This window comes from Flavobacterium sp. PL02, from assembly GCF_035013205.1.
Taxonomy (GTDB): domain Bacteria; phylum Bacteroidota; class Bacteroidia; order Flavobacteriales; family Flavobacteriaceae; genus Flavobacterium.
Window position 1 is genome coordinate 88,611 of sequence record NZ_JAYGJP010000012.1, and the last position, 17,183, is coordinate 105,793.

The 17,183-nt window shown below is 33.4% G+C and carries 15 protein-coding genes; 13 read left to right on the plus strand and 2 right to left on the minus strand.

Features of this window, described 5'->3' with window-relative positions:
- Positions 1–154: 154 nt before the first annotated feature.
- The 7 genes from hisC (at position 155) to hisIE (ending at position 6,156) form a co-directional block, all read left to right on the plus strand.
- Positions 155–1,204 (plus strand): histidinol-phosphate transaminase, encoded by a 1,050-nt coding sequence (gene hisC, locus SHI72_RS22330; protein WP_323491442.1) that lies wholly within the window; start codon positions 155–157, stop codon positions 1,202–1,204.
- A 308-nt stretch (positions 1,205–1,512) separates the two neighbouring features.
- On the plus strand, positions 1,513–2,649 hold the full coding sequence (hisB, locus tag SHI72_RS22335) for a bifunctional histidinol-phosphatase/imidazoleglycerol-phosphate dehydratase HisB (RefSeq protein ID WP_323491443.1): 1,137 nt from the start codon (positions 1,513–1,515) through the stop codon (positions 2,647–2,649).
- Between the two features lie 47 nt (positions 2,650–2,696).
- Positions 2,697–3,326 carry an imidazole glycerol phosphate synthase subunit HisH gene (gene hisH / locus SHI72_RS22340; RefSeq protein WP_323491444.1) on the plus strand — a complete coding sequence of 210 codons (630 nt, stop codon included), beginning with the start codon at positions 2,697–2,699 and terminating at the stop codon, positions 3,324–3,326.
- A gap of 18 nt (positions 3,327–3,344) precedes the next feature.
- Positions 3,345–4,100: a 1-(5-phosphoribosyl)-5-[(5-phosphoribosylamino)methylideneamino]imidazole-4-carboxamide isomerase gene (gene hisA / locus SHI72_RS22345; RefSeq protein WP_039119166.1), complete on the plus strand. Its 756-nt coding sequence runs from the start codon at positions 3,345–3,347 to the stop codon at positions 4,098–4,100.
- A gap of 81 nt (positions 4,101–4,181) precedes the next feature.
- Entirely contained in the window at positions 4,182–4,937 is a 756-nt protein-coding gene (gene hisF, locus SHI72_RS22350; protein WP_323491445.1) for an imidazole glycerol phosphate synthase subunit HisF, read from the plus strand.
- 28 nt (positions 4,938–4,965) lie between these two features.
- Positions 4,966–5,532, plus strand: a complete 567-nt coding sequence (locus SHI72_RS22355; RefSeq protein WP_323491446.1) for an STM3941 family protein — start codon at positions 4,966–4,968, stop codon at positions 5,530–5,532.
- 24 nt (positions 5,533–5,556) lie between these two features.
- Positions 5,557–6,156 carry a bifunctional phosphoribosyl-AMP cyclohydrolase/phosphoribosyl-ATP diphosphatase HisIE gene (hisIE, locus tag SHI72_RS22360; protein WP_323491447.1) on the plus strand — a complete coding sequence of 200 codons (600 nt, stop codon included), beginning with the start codon at positions 5,557–5,559 and terminating at the stop codon, positions 6,154–6,156.
- 125 nt (positions 6,157–6,281) lie between these two features.
- Here hisIE and SHI72_RS22365 read toward each other — a convergent pair whose 3' ends face one another.
- The gene (locus SHI72_RS22365; RefSeq protein ID WP_323491448.1) at positions 6,282–6,980 is read right to left on the minus strand and encodes a carbohydrate-binding family 9-like protein; all 699 of its coding nucleotides are present in this window, start codon (positions 6,978–6,980) and stop codon (positions 6,282–6,284) included.
- Positions 6,981–7,156: 176 nt separating this feature from the next.
- Here SHI72_RS22365 and SHI72_RS22370 point away from each other — a divergent pair, with 176 nt between their 5' ends.
- Positions 7,157–8,812 (plus strand): M1 family metallopeptidase, encoded by a 1,656-nt coding sequence (locus tag SHI72_RS22370; protein ID WP_323491460.1) that lies wholly within the window; start codon positions 7,157–7,159, stop codon positions 8,810–8,812.
- Between the two features lie 228 nt (positions 8,813–9,040).
- Entirely contained in the window at positions 9,041–9,250 is a 210-nt protein-coding gene (locus SHI72_RS22375; RefSeq protein ID WP_323491449.1) for a hypothetical protein, read from the plus strand.
- Between the two features lie 83 nt (positions 9,251–9,333).
- On the opposite strand, the gene SHI72_RS22380 is transcribed toward SHI72_RS22375, so the two are convergent.
- Positions 9,334–10,878 carry a hypothetical protein gene (locus SHI72_RS22380; RefSeq protein WP_323491450.1) on the minus strand — a complete coding sequence of 515 codons (1,545 nt, stop codon included), beginning with the start codon at positions 10,876–10,878 and terminating at the stop codon, positions 9,334–9,336.
- Between the two features lie 155 nt (positions 10,879–11,033).
- On the opposite strand from SHI72_RS22380, the gene SHI72_RS22385 reads away from it, so the two are divergent.
- The 4 genes from SHI72_RS22385 to ilvB all read left to right on the plus strand — a co-directional run bounded on the left by SHI72_RS22385 (position 11,034) and on the right by ilvB (position 17,140).
- On the plus strand, positions 11,034–12,209 hold the full coding sequence (locus SHI72_RS22385; RefSeq protein WP_039119225.1) for a 2-isopropylmalate synthase: 1,176 nt from the start codon (positions 11,034–11,036) through the stop codon (positions 12,207–12,209).
- Positions 12,210–12,254: 45 nt separating this feature from the next.
- A complete protein-coding gene (gene leuB / locus SHI72_RS22390; RefSeq protein ID WP_323491451.1) occupies positions 12,255–13,373 on the plus strand; it encodes a 3-isopropylmalate dehydrogenase in 1,119 nt (372 codons plus the stop codon).
- Between the two features lie 270 nt (positions 13,374–13,643).
- Complete coding sequence (ilvD, locus tag SHI72_RS22395; RefSeq protein WP_039119159.1) at positions 13,644–15,317, plus strand: dihydroxy-acid dehydratase; 1,674 nt, start codon at positions 13,644–13,646, stop codon at positions 15,315–15,317.
- Between the two features lie 125 nt (positions 15,318–15,442).
- Positions 15,443–17,140, plus strand: coding sequence for a biosynthetic-type acetolactate synthase large subunit (gene ilvB / locus SHI72_RS22400; RefSeq protein WP_039112157.1), 1,698 nt, complete (start codon positions 15,443–15,445; stop codon positions 17,138–17,140).
- Positions 17,141–17,183: the final 43 nt, after the last annotated feature.

Sequence of the window (17,183 nt, forward strand, 5' to 3'; positions counted from 1 at the left end):
TGAGTATAGAGTAAAAGCTATACAATAGAATAAAGAAAATCAATACTATGTTTTTACAGCCAATGGCTATTATCTATTCTCTTGACTCTATTCTCTTGACTCTATTCTCTTGTCTCTTGCCTCTATAAATCGTGACTCTCTTAAAAAAAATAACATGGAAAATTTTGATATAAATAACTTAATACGTGATAACGTAAAACAATTAAAACCTTATTCGTCTGCACGTGATGAATTTGAAGATTTTGATACTGCGGATATGGTTTTTCTGGATGCTAACGAAAATCCTTTTGAAAATGGCGTAAATCGTTATCCAGATCCACAGCAAAATGGCGTTAAACAAGTTTTAGCAAAGCAAAAGGGAATTAATCTAAACCAGATTTTATTAGGAAACGGAAGTGATGAAGTATTAGATTTATTATTTCGTGCATTTTGTGAACCAAAAAAAGACAACATAATTTCGTTACCGCCAACATACGGAATGTATAGTGTTCTGGCTAATATAAACGATGTAGAAAATAAAGAGGTTTTACTTTCGGAAGATTTCCAACCAAAAGTTGACCAAATATTAGAAGCTGTTAATGCCAATACCAAAATACTCTTTTTATGTTCGCCAAATAATCCAACAGGAAATTCATTTTCTGATGAAAGCGTAGTAGCTTTATTGCAGAATTTTAAAGGTTTAGTAGTAATTGACGAAGCATATATTGATTTCTCTAAAAAGGAAAGTTGGATTAATGAATTAGATGAATATCCTAATTTAGTAATCACTCAAACACTCTCTAAAGCTTATGGTTTAGCAGGAATACGTTTAGGAATTTGTTATGCATCGGCAGCAGTAATTTCGGTTTTAAATAAAATAAAACCACCTTATAATGTAAACGAACTAACGCAACAAAGAGCTGGTTTACGATTAAAAGAAACCGCTAAAATAAATACCGAAATAGCTGCTATTATAGCACAAAGAGAGCAATTACTTAAAGTATTACTTAATGTGAAATTTGTAGAGAAAATATATACAACCGAAGCTAATTTTATATTGGTAAAAGTAGATGACGCTAACAAAAGATATGATGAACTTATTGCAAAAGGAATCGTTATAAGAAACAGAACGACTCAGCCATTATGCGAAAATTGTTTGCGATTAACTATTGGAACTGAAGCTGAAAATAAAAAATTAATTGAAGCATTGAAGCTATTAAACTAAAAAACAGGCCACAGATTTTTTAGGACTTTGAGAAAGAGTTGCTAACTTAGATTGTCTATAAAGGGACGCGGATGATACGGATTTACAAAAGTAAAGCCGCGGATTAAAACTGATTTAAAAACAATCAAAAATAAAATCCGTCCCGACGCTTCGGGATCGTGTTTTCGCGATAGCGAATCCGCATAATCCGCGTTCCTTTCGCAAAGAGTTAGATTGAATTTCACAGATTAAACGGATTATTAAAATTTTTCCTCACTAAAAGAAATCTTCTTAATCCTTGAAATCAGTGGCAAAAAAAAATATAAACCATGAAAAAAGTACTTTTTATAGACCGTGACGGAACGATGGTTCTGGAACCAGCAGATTACCAACTGGATAGTTTTGATAAATTAGAGTTCTATCCAAAAGCATTTCAATATTTGGCTAAAATTGCCAATGAGTTGGATTATGAACTTGTTATGGTTACTAATCAAGACGGATTAGGAACTGATTCTCATCCTGAAGATTCATTCTGGCCAATACATAATTTTATTATGAAGGCGTTTGAGAACGAAGGAGTTACTTTTGAAGCTGTTTTTATAGATAAAACTTTCCCGAATGAGAACGCAATAACGCGCAAACCAAGAACGGGAATGCTTATTCAATATCTTGATAATCCAGAATATGATCTAGAAAACTCGTTTGTGTTAGGAGATCGTTTAACAGATGTAGAATTGGCTAAAAACCTGGGTTCTAAAGCTATTTTTATTAATACTGATGAAGGTTTGGGGAGCACAGAAGTAGCTTCAAAAAGAGAAGAATTAGATCCTGTAATTGCGTTACAAACTACCGATTGGAAGACTATTTACGAATTTTTGAAGCTAGAAGCACGCTCGGCTTCGATAACTCGTAAAACCAACGAAACTGATATTTATATCAACTTGAATCTTGACGGAACTGGAAAAAGCAAAATCGAAACTGGGATTGCATTTTTTGACCATATGCTAGATCAAATTGCACGTCACGGACAAATGGATCTTGAAATTCTCGTAAAAGGTGATCTAGAAGTCGATGAGCACCACACAATCGAAGATACTGCAATTGCTCTGGGTGAAGTTTTTGCCAAAGCATTAGGAAACAAATTAGGAATTGAACGTTACGGCTTTTGCTTGCCAATGGATGACTGTTTATCACAAGTTGCCATAGATTTTGGAGGAAGAAACTGGTTGGTTTGGGAAACCGAATTTAAACGTGAAATGGTTGGAAAAATGCCGACTGAAATGTTTTTTCATTTCTTTAAATCATTCTCGGATGGAGCTAAGGCGAATATCAATATAAAAGCCGAAGGAACAAACGAGCATCACAAAATTGAAGCGATTTTTAAAGCTTTCGCGAAAGCAATAAAAGTTGCCGTAAAAAGAGATACCGAGAAAATGATTTTACCATCGACAAAAGGAATGTTGTAGCCCCCCTTACCCCCAAAGGGGGAATTACCAATCTATACAAATATATTATGAATCAAAATATCACACAATCTACAATAACTCCCCCTTCGGGGGCTGGGGGGCTTGTCATTATAAATTACGGTGCAGGAAACATACAAAGTATCATGTTCGCAATCGAAAGATTAGGATTTAAAGCTACTCTGAGTAATAATCCTGACGAAATACAAGCTGCGGATAAAGTTATTTTCCCTGGAGTTGGCGAAGCAAGTTCGGCAATGGAAAAGCTGATTGAAAGCGGTTTAGATACACTAATTCCTAATTTAAAACAACCTGTTTTAGGAATTTGTCTAGGAATGCAGTTAATGTGCAAATCATCTGAAGAAGGAAATACCAAAGGTTTGGGAATATTTGATGTCGATGTAATAAAATTCACCCCTTCGGTAAAAGTACCACAAATGGGTTGGAATAATATTTATAATTTGCAATCGCCTTTGTTTACAGGGGTTAATGAAAACGAGTATATGTATTTAGTGCATAGTTTTTACGCGCCACTTTGTAAAGAAGCAATCGCTACAACAAATTATGAAGTAGAATACGCATCGGCTTTACAGAAAAATAATTTTTACGGAACCCAATTTCACCCTGAAAAAAGCGGTGATATTGGAGAGAAGATTTTGTCTAATTTCTTAAATTTTTAAATCTTTTAATAAAAAACAATGAGAATAATACCAGCCATAGATATCATCGAGGGAAAATGTGTTCGCTTATCCAAAGGCGATTACAATACCAAGATTATTTACAATGAAAATCCGCTAGAAGTAGCCAAATCATTTGAAGCACACGGAATAGAATACCTACATTTAGTAGATTTAGACGGTGCAAAATCGAGCCGAATCGTGAATTATAAGATTCTGGAAGAGATTGCTACAAAAACAAGTTTAAAAATTGATTTTGGAGGAGGATTAAAATCTGATGCGGATTTAAAAATTGCTTTCGAAAGTGGTGCAAACCAAATAACAGGCGGAAGTATCGCAGTAAAAAACAGAGAAATATTCGAAAAATGGATTGCCGAATATGGTTCGGACAAAATTATCCTTGGAGCCGATGCCAATAACGAGAAAGTAGCAGTTTCGGGTTGGCTAGAAGATTCTAACGAAGATTTAATTCCGTTTATTAAAGATTACATAAGCAAAGGAATTGAATATGTGATTTGTACCGATATTGCGAAAGATGGAATGCTCCAAGGTCCAAGTTTTGATTTGTATGAAAAAATATTAGATCAAGGGGCAGTAATTACAGATGATAAAGCGATTATAAGAAAGATAAAGCTAATCGCATCTGGTGGAATTTCAACTTTTGACGAATTACCTAAACTAGCCGAATTAGGTTGCGAAGGAACTATTATAGGTAAAGCAATTTACGAAGGTAGGATTTCATTGAAGCAACTAGAGAACTACATAATTAGCAAATGAGATAATTTGATAATTAGATAATTTCATGCTTTGTGAAATAATTATCTAATTGACAAATTCTCTAATTAACACATTAGATAAATGTTAACAAAAAGAATAATCCCTTGCCTTGATATAAAAAACGGAAGAACTGTAAAAGGTGTTAATTTCGTAGATTTACGTGACGCGGGAGATCCCGTAGAATTAGCCAAAATATATTCAGACGAAGGTGCTGATGAATTGGTTTTCTTAGATATTTCAGCAACCGAGGAAAGACGTAAAACCTTAGTCGATTTAGTTCGAAAAGTGGCTTCAACAATAAATATTCCGTTTACCGTAGGTGGTGGAATCTCATCTGTCGAAGATGTTGAAATTTTGCTGAATAACGGAGCCGATAAAGTTTCTATTAATTCTTCTGCAGTCAAAAATCCGCAGTTAATTAATGACTTAGCACAAAAATTCGGAAGCCAATGTGTGGTTGTCGCTATAGATGCCAAACAAATTAATGGACAGTGGATTGTACATTTAGTAGGCGGAAAAGTCCCAACAGAATTAAATCTCTTCGATTGGGCTGTAGAAGTTGCCCAACGTGGTGCAGGCGAAATTTTGTTTACCTCGATGGATAATGACGGAACTAAAAATGGATTTGCTAACGTAGCTTTGGCTAAACTTTCAGAATTGGTAAATATCCCGATAATAGCATCAGGAGGAGCAGGAAACATCCAGCATTTTGTAGATACTTTTAAAGTCGGGAAAGCAGATGCAGCACTAGCGGCAAGTGTTTTTCATTTTAAAGAAATTGAGATAAAAGCTTTAAAACAAGAACTTAAAAATAATAATATTGAAGTAAGGCTTTAATTTAAATATTTACAATACAAACCAATATATGCAGAACAAAGACAAAATAGAAATCCCAATGAGTAAAGGTAAATTGATAAAACTATTATTTTTTTCAATCTTATTTTTAGTCGCAAGCCTTTGGATATTATTGGATCAACCAGAAGTAGGTAATCCGATTTTTAATAATCTAATTATAAAAAACACAGCCTCTATTTTGGGGACTTTAATGGGATTGTTTGGTATATATTTTTGTACAAAAAAAATATTCGATAAAAAACCGGGAGTTATTATTGATAATATGGGAATAGTCGATAATTCTTCGGGAGTTTCAATAGGAAGAATACCATGGACAGATGTTATGGCTGTTGCCGAACGAGCAGTTATAACTCAAAAATTTGTTACCATTTATCTTAAAAATCCAGAAGATTATATTAACAAAGAAACTAATTCGATTAAAAGAAAAATGCTTAAAATGAACTTTAAAGAATCCGGTTCGCCAGTAAGTATTTCTGCGAATGGACTTAAAATTCCTTTTATCGAACTGAAATATAATATAACACAGAAATTTGAAGAATTTCAAGCTAATGAAATTAAATCATCTTTAAATTCTTAAATTTTTTAATCTTTAAATAAAAAAATGAAAATAGATTTCTTAAAAAATAGCGACAGATTAATTCCGGCAATAATCCAGGATAGCGAAACCAAAAACGTATTGATGCTTGGTTACATGAATGAAGAAGCGTATCAAAAAACAATCGAAACTCAAAAAGTTACATTCTACAGCCGTACCAAAAAACGATTGTGGACAAAAGGCGAGGAGAGCGGTAACTTTTTGCACCTAAAAAGCATTAAAAATGACTGCGATAACGACACACTTTTAATACAGGTACAACCCGAAGGACCAACCTGTCATACAGGTGCAGACACCTGCTGGCAAGAAGAGAACAAAACTAATTACGGATTTATTTCGGATCTTGAGGATACAATTAAATCAAGAAGAGAAAACGCCGATTCTGAGAAAAGCTATGTCGCTTCCTTATTTAAATTAGGCATTAACAAAATAGCTCAAAAAGTAGGCGAAGAAGCCATAGAAGTGGTTATCGAAGCCAAAGACGATAACGATGATTTATTCCTGAGCGAAAGTGCCGATTTACTTTTTCACTATCTAATATTACTACAAGCCAAAGGTTTTCAGATAGATGATGTTGTAGAAGTATTAAAAAAACGTCAGAAGTAGATTATTAGGGAACAGCAACCTTTGTCAAAGTTCAAACTTTGACAAAGGTCTCTAAGACGCACTGCGGTGCGCCTCTACGGAAAACCTTTGTCCCTTTGCGCCTCAGAACCTTAGTACCTTTAGCCTTACTCCACAAACTCAAAAACCTTAAACTGATCAGGTTGATGAAATCCAAATTGTGAGCCGTCATAAGGGGAAATTGCCTGATATTCGGTTTCATTACCATAATCGATTCTAAAAAGATTTCCTTTCCATTTTGTACCAACTACAGGAACTGCAAAACCAGCATCTTTAACAGCAGTTAAGCTAGAAAACGGAATCATGATTTCTGTATCATAACCGTCTTTGTTAATTTTACTGGCGGTTTTTAGCCCAGTAATATCTAATGAAATATCGGTATCCCAGCCACCGCAAGAAGGCGAAATACAATGAATAATCATGTCGTAATTGCTTGAAAAAGCATTAACACCAATCTCAATATAGTTTTCAGAATCTCCATCGGGATCCAGAAATAACTCAACCAAATCATCGGTGTTAAATATTTGAGTATCAGGATTTATAGCTGAGCCAATAATTTTGGAATCTTTACTCTTATATCCTAAATATAAGTTTTCATTATCCCAAGAAAGGGAAACATACGTTTCCTGAGTGGCTTTTACTCCAGAATCATGTATAACAAATGGGCCAATAAAAGGAGTCTTCCAATCGGATAAATCACCATCGATAGTAATAGCATTCGTTATTCGATGAATAGGAATATTTTGAGAATAAGATAAAAATGAAAAAAGAAAAACTACAAAATAAAATAAATGGGAGAGCTTCATAACTAGGTTTATAGCTTTATATCTTGCTAAAATAAGCAAGAAAATTTAGATAACAATAGTTAAATATTTCAATAATTTTAAAAATGAAAACTATCACGAATTTAATTCGATTAGTTACATTTGTTGAAATAAAAATTAATACCAGAAAATTATCTATTATCCAAAAACTGAAATTCATGAAAAAATGTTTTAGCGTTATCTTTTTCGCAGCATTTGTTTTTAATTACGCAAGTGCACAAGGGCTTCTCAATAAGTCCGAAACTGCCTTTACAAGACAAGATACCTTACGCGGTAGTATTACCAAAGAGAGAGCTTGGTGGGATTTAAAATACTACCATTTAGATGTAAAAGTAAATCCAAAAGATAGTACGATTACGGGATCAAACACTATACGATATACCGTTTTGCAGGATTACAACAAAATGCAAATCGATTTGCAAAAACCAATGGATATCTACAAAGTTATCCAAGATGGTAAAGAATTAAAATTTGAAAGAGAAGGAAATGCTTTTTTTGTTCAATTAACGGCAAGCCAAAAAGTTGGTGAAGTAAAAGAAATAAAAGTATTTTTTGGAGGTAAACCAAAAGTTGCGGTAAGACCACCATGGGATGGAGGAATTACTTGGAAAAAAGATAGTAAAGGCAATGATTTTATCGCCTCATCATGCCAAGGATTAGGCGCTAGCGTTTGGTGGCCTTGCAAGGATCATATGTATGATGAAGTCGAAAATATGCTTATTAGTGTAAATGTTCCGGGACATTTAATGGATGTTTCTAATGGTCGTTTGCAAAGCGTAAAAAAATTAAAAGATGGTACAAAAACGTATAACTGGTACGTTGCAAACCCAATTAATAATTACGGAGTAAACATAAATGTTGGAGATTACGTTAATTTCTCAGAAAAATATAAAGGAGAAAAAGGCGATTTAGATTGTAACTATTATGTTTTAAGAGAAAATTTAGAAAAAGCTAAAATACAATTTAAAGACGCACCAAGAATGCTTAAAGCCTTTGAGCACTGGTTTGGTCCTTATCCTTTTTACGAAGACAGTTATAAACTGGTAGAAGCTCCTTATTTAGGAATGGAACACCAAAGTAGTGTAACTTATGGTAATGAATATAAAAATGGTTATTTGGGACGTGATTTAAGCGGAACAGGTTGGGGATTAAAATTTGATTTTATCATTATTCACGAATCAGGACACGAATGGTTTGCTAATAATATTACCTATAAAGACATTGCTGATATGTGGGTTCACGAAAGTTTTACCAACTATTCTGAAAGTCTGTTTGTAGAATATTATTATGGTAAAGACGCTGGTGCAGAATATGTAAGAGGTTGCCGAAAAGTTATTCGTAATGACAAACCAATCATTGGTAATTATGAGGTAAACAATGAAGGTTCTGGCGATATGTACCAAAAAGGAGCCAATATGCTGCATACAATACGTCAGTTAGTAAATAATGATGAAAAGTGGAGAGCTATTTTAAGAGGTTTAAATGCTACATTTTATCACCAAACAGTTACTACACAACAAATAGAAGATTATATGAGTAAAGAAGCCGGAATAAACTTAACTCCAGTATTTAATCAATATTTAAGAACAACGATGATCCCAACATTAGAGTATTACTTTAAAGGAGAGCAATTAACATATCGTTGGTCAAATGCAGTGGCAGGATTTAATATGCCAATAAAAGTTACTCTAAACGGTGTTGAAACTTGGTTAAAACCAGTTGCCGAATGGAGTAATCTAAAAGTAGCATCTGGAAAAACAGATTTAAAATTAGATATCAATTTTTATGTTTCTGAATTCAATATTACAAAATAAGAACTTGCATAAAACCTATAAAAAGGCTTCCAAATTGGAAGCCTTTTTTTATTGAGAATAATTCAAGATTTTTTACTATAAAACTATTATTTGTTATAAAACTTACAAATTAATTATGTTATGTTAATTATTTTTATAATTTAGATTAGCTAAACTTATAACTATTAGCAAATTAAAAAGCGTAATCCGAAAAGCTAAAGAGTAGGAAAAAATTAAATTATTACAATTATGAAAAATTTAAAAAACCTAAAAAACATTGAAATTATTAGTAATAACGCTCAAAAATTAATATTTGGAGGTGTTAAACTTCCATACGTAAATCCTACAATTGGTTTATGCGATAGATTATGTGGAGAAGCTGGAGGAGTACTATCTAATACGCCAGGACAAGGAGATGTTTGTTTACAAGGAACATCAACATGCTGTTATTGCAGATAAAATAGACTCAAAGGTTCTGAGGTTCTAAGTTATAAAGGTTTAAAATCTTTTAAATTTTCTTAGTACCTCAGAACCTTTTCTCTTTATCTATTAATAAGCTTCGCTTTTTCTCTCATGATATCGGCTATTTTTCGATTCTCGATTTTGCTTTCAAGCCACGAAATAATATCCAAGTATAAAAATGCTCTTTTTTCGTAAGTGTTTTTTTCCAACTCGATAAAACGCTCACGCATCTTTATAAATTCCTTTTTAATATCGTTAGGGTAGAAGTTATTTAGGTTCTTTAAGAACTTAATAATTTCTTTTTGTACTTCGTGTAAGTCATTCATTTTTAATAAAAACTTATACGTGTTTTTCAATTGATTTTCTAAGTAATAATCTTTGCCTAACTCATAATGAACGATAAGGCATAATATTCGGGAGAAACACATTAAATCTTCACGCATTGTAAGATTCTTATTGTTTATGATTTTCTCTAAATAAAATATAGATTCATTATACTTTTCGTTACCAAAATAAATACAAGCAATTTTATAGTAAAACAACATCTCGTGATGTTCATCAAGATGCTCACTATGAAGTTTTATTTTATCTAATATTTCTGGAATTAAATATTCGCTTTCAGCAAAAGACGCATCAAGAATATGATAGTTCAGTTTATTGTTATACAAATACAAGAACGATAATGAAGCCACATTATCATTTACAGGAAAACGCGGATCATTAATAGTTTCTTCTAATAAAGAGAGGTATTTCTTAAAATTAGATTTGTATTTCAACATATACAGCGACTCCAGGAAATAATGGTTTCCTTTTAAAAAGAATACAGGATTTAAGAAAATCATATTTGGATTATCGTAAAACAACGTAACCCATTTATAGGCATATTTATAACTTGCCAAGAAATCCTGAACCAAGAAACTACGCCATAAATTGGCATTATAAAACCAATATTTTTCACGGAAACCAAACTTGCTTTCGTCTAATTTGGCAATATGTTTATTAAAATAATCATCGATGTATTTATATTCCTCATCACTCTTTACATAACCTGTTTTTAGCATTATACCATATAGCTGTAGCGAAAGATTAGAAAGTTTACTAGAAATAGTATTACGGTAATTTAATTCTTTGGCCTGAATAACCAATTCGTCGGCACGACCCTGAATACTTCGTGTAATATATTGAGACTCGATTAATTTCTCGAACTCAACAATTTCATACGCCATATACTTTTCGTCATTCTCTAAAGCTTGCTGTTTGGTTTTATCTAAAATTTTCAAACTCTGTTTATACAACCCTTTATTATAAAGAATAGCAGCAAAATCAATTTGTTCACGTAACTGATAACGAATGTTCTGGCTAGGAATATTCAACCGAATACTAACCAAAATTTGCTTGTATAAATACGATTTAAGGTTTGATAATTGTACTTTTTTAATAATACCACTTTTCAAAATGAGTTTCTCATCGTAGACTTCAGATTTGTCTAAAATATTAAAAAGCTCGATAAATTTTGTATTTGAGCTAGTTTCTAATCGACTAGCAAAAATCTTGAATTGTCTTTTTTCGGATTTGGAAAGGGACTTTATTAATACAAATAAAAAATCTTTTTGATGGTTAGCCATTGTAAAATATAATAATGTAATTTATTGATATTTAGATAGTTGATAGGTTTTAATTTGTGTTATGAACAGTATATTTTCACTAAAATGAATTTCATACTAAAGTAATACAATATAAGTTTGTTATCAGGATGTGAAATTACATTAAATATATTAAAATGAATAGAGAGAAAGTTCAAATTTTTGATACCACCTTAAGAGATGGCGAACAAGTCCCAGGATGTAAGTTAGATACAAAACAAAAGTTAGTGATAGCAAAACGCCTGGACGAAATGGGAGTTGATATCATTGAGGCAGGTTTTCCTGTGTCTAGCCCAGGGGATTTTTTATCAGTCTCTGAGATTTGCAAAATTGTAGAGAACGCCACCGTCTGTGGTCTTACAAGAGCTGTAAAAAATGATATTGATGTTGCTGCTGCTGCATTAAAACATGCAAAAAAACCTAGAATCCATACAGGAATCGGAACCTCTGAATCTCACATCCTCCACAAACTCAATACAACCAGAGAAGACATTATAGCAAGAGCAAAATTTGCAGTATCGCACGCCAAATCATACGTAGAAGATGTAGAATTTTATGCAGAAGATGCTGGTAGAACCGATAATGCATTCCTTGCAAAAGTCTGCGAAGAAGTAATAAAATCGGGCGCAACGGTGCTTAATATTCCAGATACAACAGGATATTGTTTACCTGACGAATATGGTGCAAAAATTAAATATTTAAGAGAAAATGTAAAAGGCATCGAGAATGTAATTCTTTCTTGCCATTGTCATAATGATTTAGGAATGGCAACTGCAAACTCAATTGCAGGAGCTATAAACGGAGCAAGACAAATAGAATGTACTATTAATGGTATTGGCGAAAGAGCTGGAAATACAGCCCTTGAAGAAGTAGTAATGATTTTTAAACAACATCCTTACCTAAACTTAGATACCAATATCAATACACGCCAGTTAAACGAAATGAGTCGTTTGGTTTCTGAAAGTATGGGAATGATAGTTCAGCCAAACAAAGCTATTGTAGGAGCAAATGCTTTTGCACACAGTTCAGGAATACATCAGGATGGTGTGATTAAGAACAGAGCTACTTACGAAATCATGGATCCGCTAGATGTTGGAGTAAATGAGTCTTCGATTATTCTTACAGCAAGAAGCGGAAGAGCAGCATTGGCTTACCGAGCCAAGAAAGTAGGTTATGAACTTACCAAAGTACAATTAGATATTGTATATGTTGAGTTTTTAAGATTTGCAGATATTAAAAAAGAAGTTATAGATGAAGATATTCATCAAATTATTGAAGCTTGTAAAATAGAAAGTGAATTAATCAGAAGTTAATTTAAAAAATAAAATAAGATTTAAATACATAAAGAACGAGGCATTATGAATTTGAAAATAGCAGTTTTATCGGGGGACGGAATCGGACCAGAGGTAATTTTACAAGCCAAGAAAGCATTACATGCTATAGGCGAAGTGTACAATCATGAATTTGTTTTTGAAGATGCACTTATGGGAGCAATTGCAATCGATAAAACAGGAAATCCACTTCCTGAACAAACACTGAATCTTTGCTTAAATACCGATGCTGTTTTATTTGGCGCAATCGGAGATCCTAAATATGATAATAATCCAAGTGCAAAAGTTCGTCCGGAGCAAGGATTATTAAAATTGCGTAAAGAACTTGGTTTATTTGCAAACATTCGTCCGATAAAGCCATACAAAGCATTATTAGATGCATCACCTTTAAAAAGACAAATTATTGAAGGTGCTGATTTTACAATTTTCAGAGAACTTACAGGTGGAGCTTATTTTGGTGAGAAAACATTAAACGAAGCAGGAACACATGCTTCAGATTTATGTGAATATTCAGAAGAAGAAATCACAAGAATTGCACATTTAGCTTTTAAAGCAGCACAAAATCGTCGCAAAAAAGTAACAATGGTCGATAAGGCTAATGTACTTGAAACGTCTAGACTGTGGAGAAAAGTTGTAAAAAAAGTAAGTGAGAATTACCCGGATGTAGCCTTAGATTTTCTATTTGTAGATAATGCAGCAATGCAAATTATCCTTAATCCAAGACAGTTTGATGTTATCCTAACAGAAAACTTATTTGGAGATATCCTATCAGATGAAGCTAGTGTAATCACAGGTTCTATCGGATTATTAGCTTCGGCTTCATTAGGAGAAAAAAATGCGCTTTTTGAACCAATTCATGGTTCTTATCCGCAAGCAAAAGGAAAAAACATTGCAAATCCTATTGCATCAATATTATCGGCCGCCATGTTATTAGAGCATTTTGGTCTTTTTACCGAAGCAAATAAAGTATACGAAGCTGTAGAAAAAGCAATAGAATATCAAGTAGTAACAACAGATTTAAAATCTGATTCAAAATTTGGAACTAACGAAGTAGGAGAGTTCGTTTCTAATTTTATTTTAAGCAAAGATGACTTGCTTTATTTCAATAATGATAACGTATATATCGGACAGTCTACGATTGTTTGAGGTAAAATGTTAAAATCGTGAAATTAATCACAAGAAGAAGTTGAAATGTTGAGATTTTATTTTTTTAGTAGTATTAGTTTTTATACTTTTGACACATCTAAAAAGAAAACATGAGAATTTCAATTATTATATCTTCTGTCATTATTGTCAATGTGGTAATCACATATACATAGGGGAATGGTATAAATATAATTGAAAAATAATATTATAAACCTTCCAAATACTGGAAGGTTTTTTTTTGAATAAAAATTAAAATACAAATAACACATAATGGAATTAAATAAGTACAGCAAAGTCATTACTCAAGACCAAACACAACCAGCAGCACAAGCAATGTTGTACGGAATTGGTCTAACTGAAGAAGATTTGAAAAAAGCACAAGTTGGAATTGTAAGCATGGGATATGAAGGTAACACTTGTAACATGCACCTGAACGATTTAGCAAAAGATGTCAAAAAAGGAGTTTCAAATGCAGATTTAGTTGGATTAATTTTCAACACAGTTGGGGTAAGTGATGGAATCTCAAACGGTACTGACGGAATGCGTTTTTCATTAGTTTCTCGTGATGTTATTGCTGACTCTATCGAGACAGTTATGGGAGCACAATGGTACGATAGTTTAATTGCTATTCCAGGTTGTGATAAAAATATGCCAGGAGCTCTAATTGCAATGGGAAGAGTAAATCGCCCTGCACTTATGGTTTATGGAGGATCAATTCATTCAGGAAAATGGAAAGGAGAATCTTTAAATATTGTTTCTGCTTTTGAAGCTTTAGGGAAAAAATTCCAAAATACTATTTCTGATGAAGATTTTAAAGGAGTAATTCAAAATGCATGCCCAGGAGCAGGTGCTTGTGGCGGAATGTACACTGCAAATACGATGTCATCGGCAATCGAAGCATTAGGTATGAGTTTGCCATTTAGCTCATCATATCCAGCTTTGAGCCCAGAAAAAAGACAAGAATGCATTGAAGCAGGAAAAGCAATCAGAGTATTATTAGAAAAAGATATTAAGCCAAGAGATATTATGACTCGTAAGGCTTTTGAAAATGCAATTACACTAGTAGCAGTTTTAGGAGGTTCTACAAATGCAGTTATGCACTTAATTGCAATGGCACATTCTGTAGATGTAGAAATTACATTAGCAGATTTCCAAAGAATCAGTGATAAAACACCAGTACTTGCTGATTTAAAACCAAGTGGTAAATACATGATGGAAGATTTACATGATGTAGGAGGAGTTCCAGCGGTAATGAAATATTTATTAAAAGAAGGATTTATTCACGGAGATTGTTTAACAGTAACAGGAAAAACTGTAGCCGAAAATTTAGCTTCAGTTCCAGATTTAAATGATGGACAAGAAGTGATTTTTGAAATCCAAAAAGCATTAAAACCAACTGGAAATATCCAGATATTATACGGAAACCTGGCTACAGAAGGAGCGGTTGCCAAAATAAGCGGAAAAGAAGGAGAATATTTTGAAGGAACAGCAGTCGTTTTTGAAAGCGAATTTGATGTAATTCCAGGTATTCAGGCCGGAAAAGTAAAACCAGGAGATGTAGTCGTCATCAGGTATTGTGGACCAAAAGGTGGTCCGGGGATGCCAGAAATGCTAAAACCAACATCGGCTATTATAGGAGCTGGTTTAGGAAGCAGCGTTGCTCTTATTACAGATGGTAGATTCTCTGGAGGTTCACATGGATTTGTGGTAGGACACATAACACCAGAAGCTTATGATGGTGGTGGTATAGCCTTAGTACAAGATGGTGATTTAATTACTATCGATGCAATTAAAAATACCATTAACCTGAAAATATCTGACGCAGAATTTGATGAAAGAAAAGCCAATTGGATTCAACCAGCTTTAAAAGCCTCAAAGGGAGTTTTGCTTAAATACGCAAGATCAGTTTCCAGCGCCTCTACAGGTTGCGTTACTGATAAATAGTATTCAATTACAATTTCAAAAGTTTAATTTCAAAATTCAAAAAAATGAAGGAATTATTGAAAGAAGAAAATATAGATCTAATCTCTACTTTATTTGAAGGTAGGAGTGAAGAAAAAGATACCGATATGGAAAAGATAAAAATATCAGGCGCTGAAGCCGTGATAAGATGTTTGTTAGAAGAAGGAGTAGACTTGGTTTATGGATATCCGGGTGGAGCTATAATGCCTGTTTACGACGAGTTATACAAATTTAAAGACCAATTACACCACGTTCTTGTACGCCACGAGCAAGGTGCAACGCATGCAGCTCAGGGATATGCAAGAGCAACAGGAAAAGTAGGTGTTGCAATTGCTACATCTGGTCCCGGAGCAACAAACTTGGTTACAGGAATTGCCGATGCACAAATCGATTCGACTCCAATGGTTTGTATTACAGGACAAGTTGGGAAACATTTACTAGGTTCGGATGCATTTCAGGAAACTGATATCATCGGAATTTCGACTCCTGTAACTAAATGGAATTACCAAGTTACCGAAGCTTCAGAAATTCCTGAGATTATCGCAAGAGCATTTTATATCGCAAGATCAGGTCGTCCAGGTCCGGTTTTAATCGATATAACTAAAAATGCACAATTTGATGAATTTGAATTTAGCTATAAAAAATGTACAGGAATAAGAAGTTATACTCCAGTTCCTAAATTAAAACTTGATAAAGTTGCGGAAGCAGCCGAATTAATCAATAAAGCTAAAAAGCCTTTTATTGTTTTTGGTCAGGGAATTATTCTCGGTCAAGCCGAAGAGCAATTAAAAGCTTTGATTGAGAAATCTGGGATTCCAGCTGGTTGGACAATATTAGGACTTTCAGCTTTACCAACAGACCATCCGTTAAACGTAGGAATGTTAGGAATGCACGGTAATTACGGACCAAACTTACTTACTAACGAATGTGATGTTCTAATTGCATTAGGAATGCGTTTTGATGATCGTGTTACAGGAAATTTAGCAACTTATGCTAAACAAGCCAAAGTGATTCATTTTGATATCGATCCAGCTGAAATTGATAAAAACGTTAAGACAGAAGTTGCTGTTTTAGGAGATGTAAGAGAAGCATTAGATGCATTACTTCCGTTAATCGAAAATAACAAACACGAAGCTTGGCATAATATATTTAAAGAAAAGTATCAAATAGAGTTTGATTCGGTTATAAAAGAAGAATTAAACCCAACAAATAATAAAGGTATTTCAATGGGTGAAGCTATGGAAATGATTAACAAACACTCCAAAGGTGATGCGATAATTGTTTCAGATGTTGGTCAGCACCAAATGTTTGCTTGTCGTTATGCTAAATTTAATACAACCAAAAGTAATGTTACTTCTGGAGGTTTAGGCACAATGGGATTTGCTTTACCAGCTGCAATTGGAGCTAAAATGGGAAGACCAGATCGCGAAGTTGTAGCAATTATTGGAGATGGAGGATTCCAGATGACCATTCAGGAATTAGGAACTATTTTCCAAACAAGAGTACCAGTAAAAATCGTAGTACTTAATAATGAATTCTTAGGAATGGTACGTCAATGGCAAGAATTATTTTTTGACAACAGATACGCTTCTACAGAAATGATTAATCCAAATTTTGTTGCTATTGCCGAAGGATATTATATCAAAGCAAAAAAAGTAACAAAACGAGAAGATTTAGATGCAGCTGTTGCCGAAATGATGGCTTCAGAAGATGCTTATTTCTTAGAAGTTATGGTTGAAAAAGAAAATAATGTATTCCCAATGATTCCAACAGGAGCATGTGTTTCTGATATCAGATTAAGCTAAATAAAAAAGTTTAAGGTTTAAGGTTTAAAGTTGAGCAACTTGG

What these genes read in the sequence shown, in the direction of transcription:
- SHI72_RS22355 (WP_323491446.1), top strand. Translation starts at nt 4,966, where the DNA reads ATGCAGAACAAAGACAAAATAGAAATCCCAATGAGTAAAGGTAAATTG.
- ilvB (WP_039112157.1), top strand. Translation starts at nt 15,443, where the DNA reads ATGGAAAAGATAAAAATATCAGGCGCTGAAGCCGTGATAAGATGTTTG.
- hisB (WP_323491443.1), top strand. Translation starts at nt 1,513, where the DNA reads ATGAAAAAAGTACTTTTTATAGACCGTGACGGAACGATGGTTCTGGAA.
- hisF (WP_323491445.1), top strand. Translation starts at nt 4,182, where the DNA reads ATGTTAACAAAAAGAATAATCCCTTGCCTTGATATAAAAAACGGAAGA.
- hisH (WP_323491444.1), top strand. Translation starts at nt 2,697, where the DNA reads ATGAATCAAAATATCACACAATCTACAATAACTCCCCCTTCGGGGGCT.
- hisC (WP_323491442.1), top strand. Translation starts at nt 155, where the DNA reads ATGGAAAATTTTGATATAAATAACTTAATACGTGATAACGTAAAACAA.
- SHI72_RS22370 (WP_323491460.1), top strand. Translation starts at nt 7,157, where the DNA reads ATGAAAAAATGTTTTAGCGTTATCTTTTTCGCAGCATTTGTTTTTAAT.
- leuB (WP_323491451.1), top strand. Translation starts at nt 12,255, where the DNA reads ATGAATTTGAAAATAGCAGTTTTATCGGGGGACGGAATCGGACCAGAG.
- SHI72_RS22375 (WP_323491449.1), top strand. Translation starts at nt 9,041, where the DNA reads ATGAAAAATTTAAAAAACCTAAAAAACATTGAAATTATTAGTAATAAC.
- SHI72_RS22385 (WP_039119225.1), top strand. Translation starts at nt 11,034, where the DNA reads ATGAATAGAGAGAAAGTTCAAATTTTTGATACCACCTTAAGAGATGGC.
- SHI72_RS22380 (WP_323491450.1), bottom strand. Translation starts at nt 10,878, where the DNA reads ATGGCTAACCATCAAAAAGATTTTTTATTTGTATTAATAAAGTCCCTT.
- ilvD (WP_039119159.1), top strand. Translation starts at nt 13,644, where the DNA reads ATGGAATTAAATAAGTACAGCAAAGTCATTACTCAAGACCAAACACAA.
- hisA (WP_039119166.1), top strand. Translation starts at nt 3,345, where the DNA reads ATGAGAATAATACCAGCCATAGATATCATCGAGGGAAAATGTGTTCGC.
- SHI72_RS22365 (WP_323491448.1), bottom strand. Translation starts at nt 6,980, where the DNA reads ATGAAGCTCTCCCATTTATTTTATTTTGTAGTTTTTCTTTTTTCATTT.
- hisIE (WP_323491447.1), top strand. Translation starts at nt 5,557, where the DNA reads ATGAAAATAGATTTCTTAAAAAATAGCGACAGATTAATTCCGGCAATA.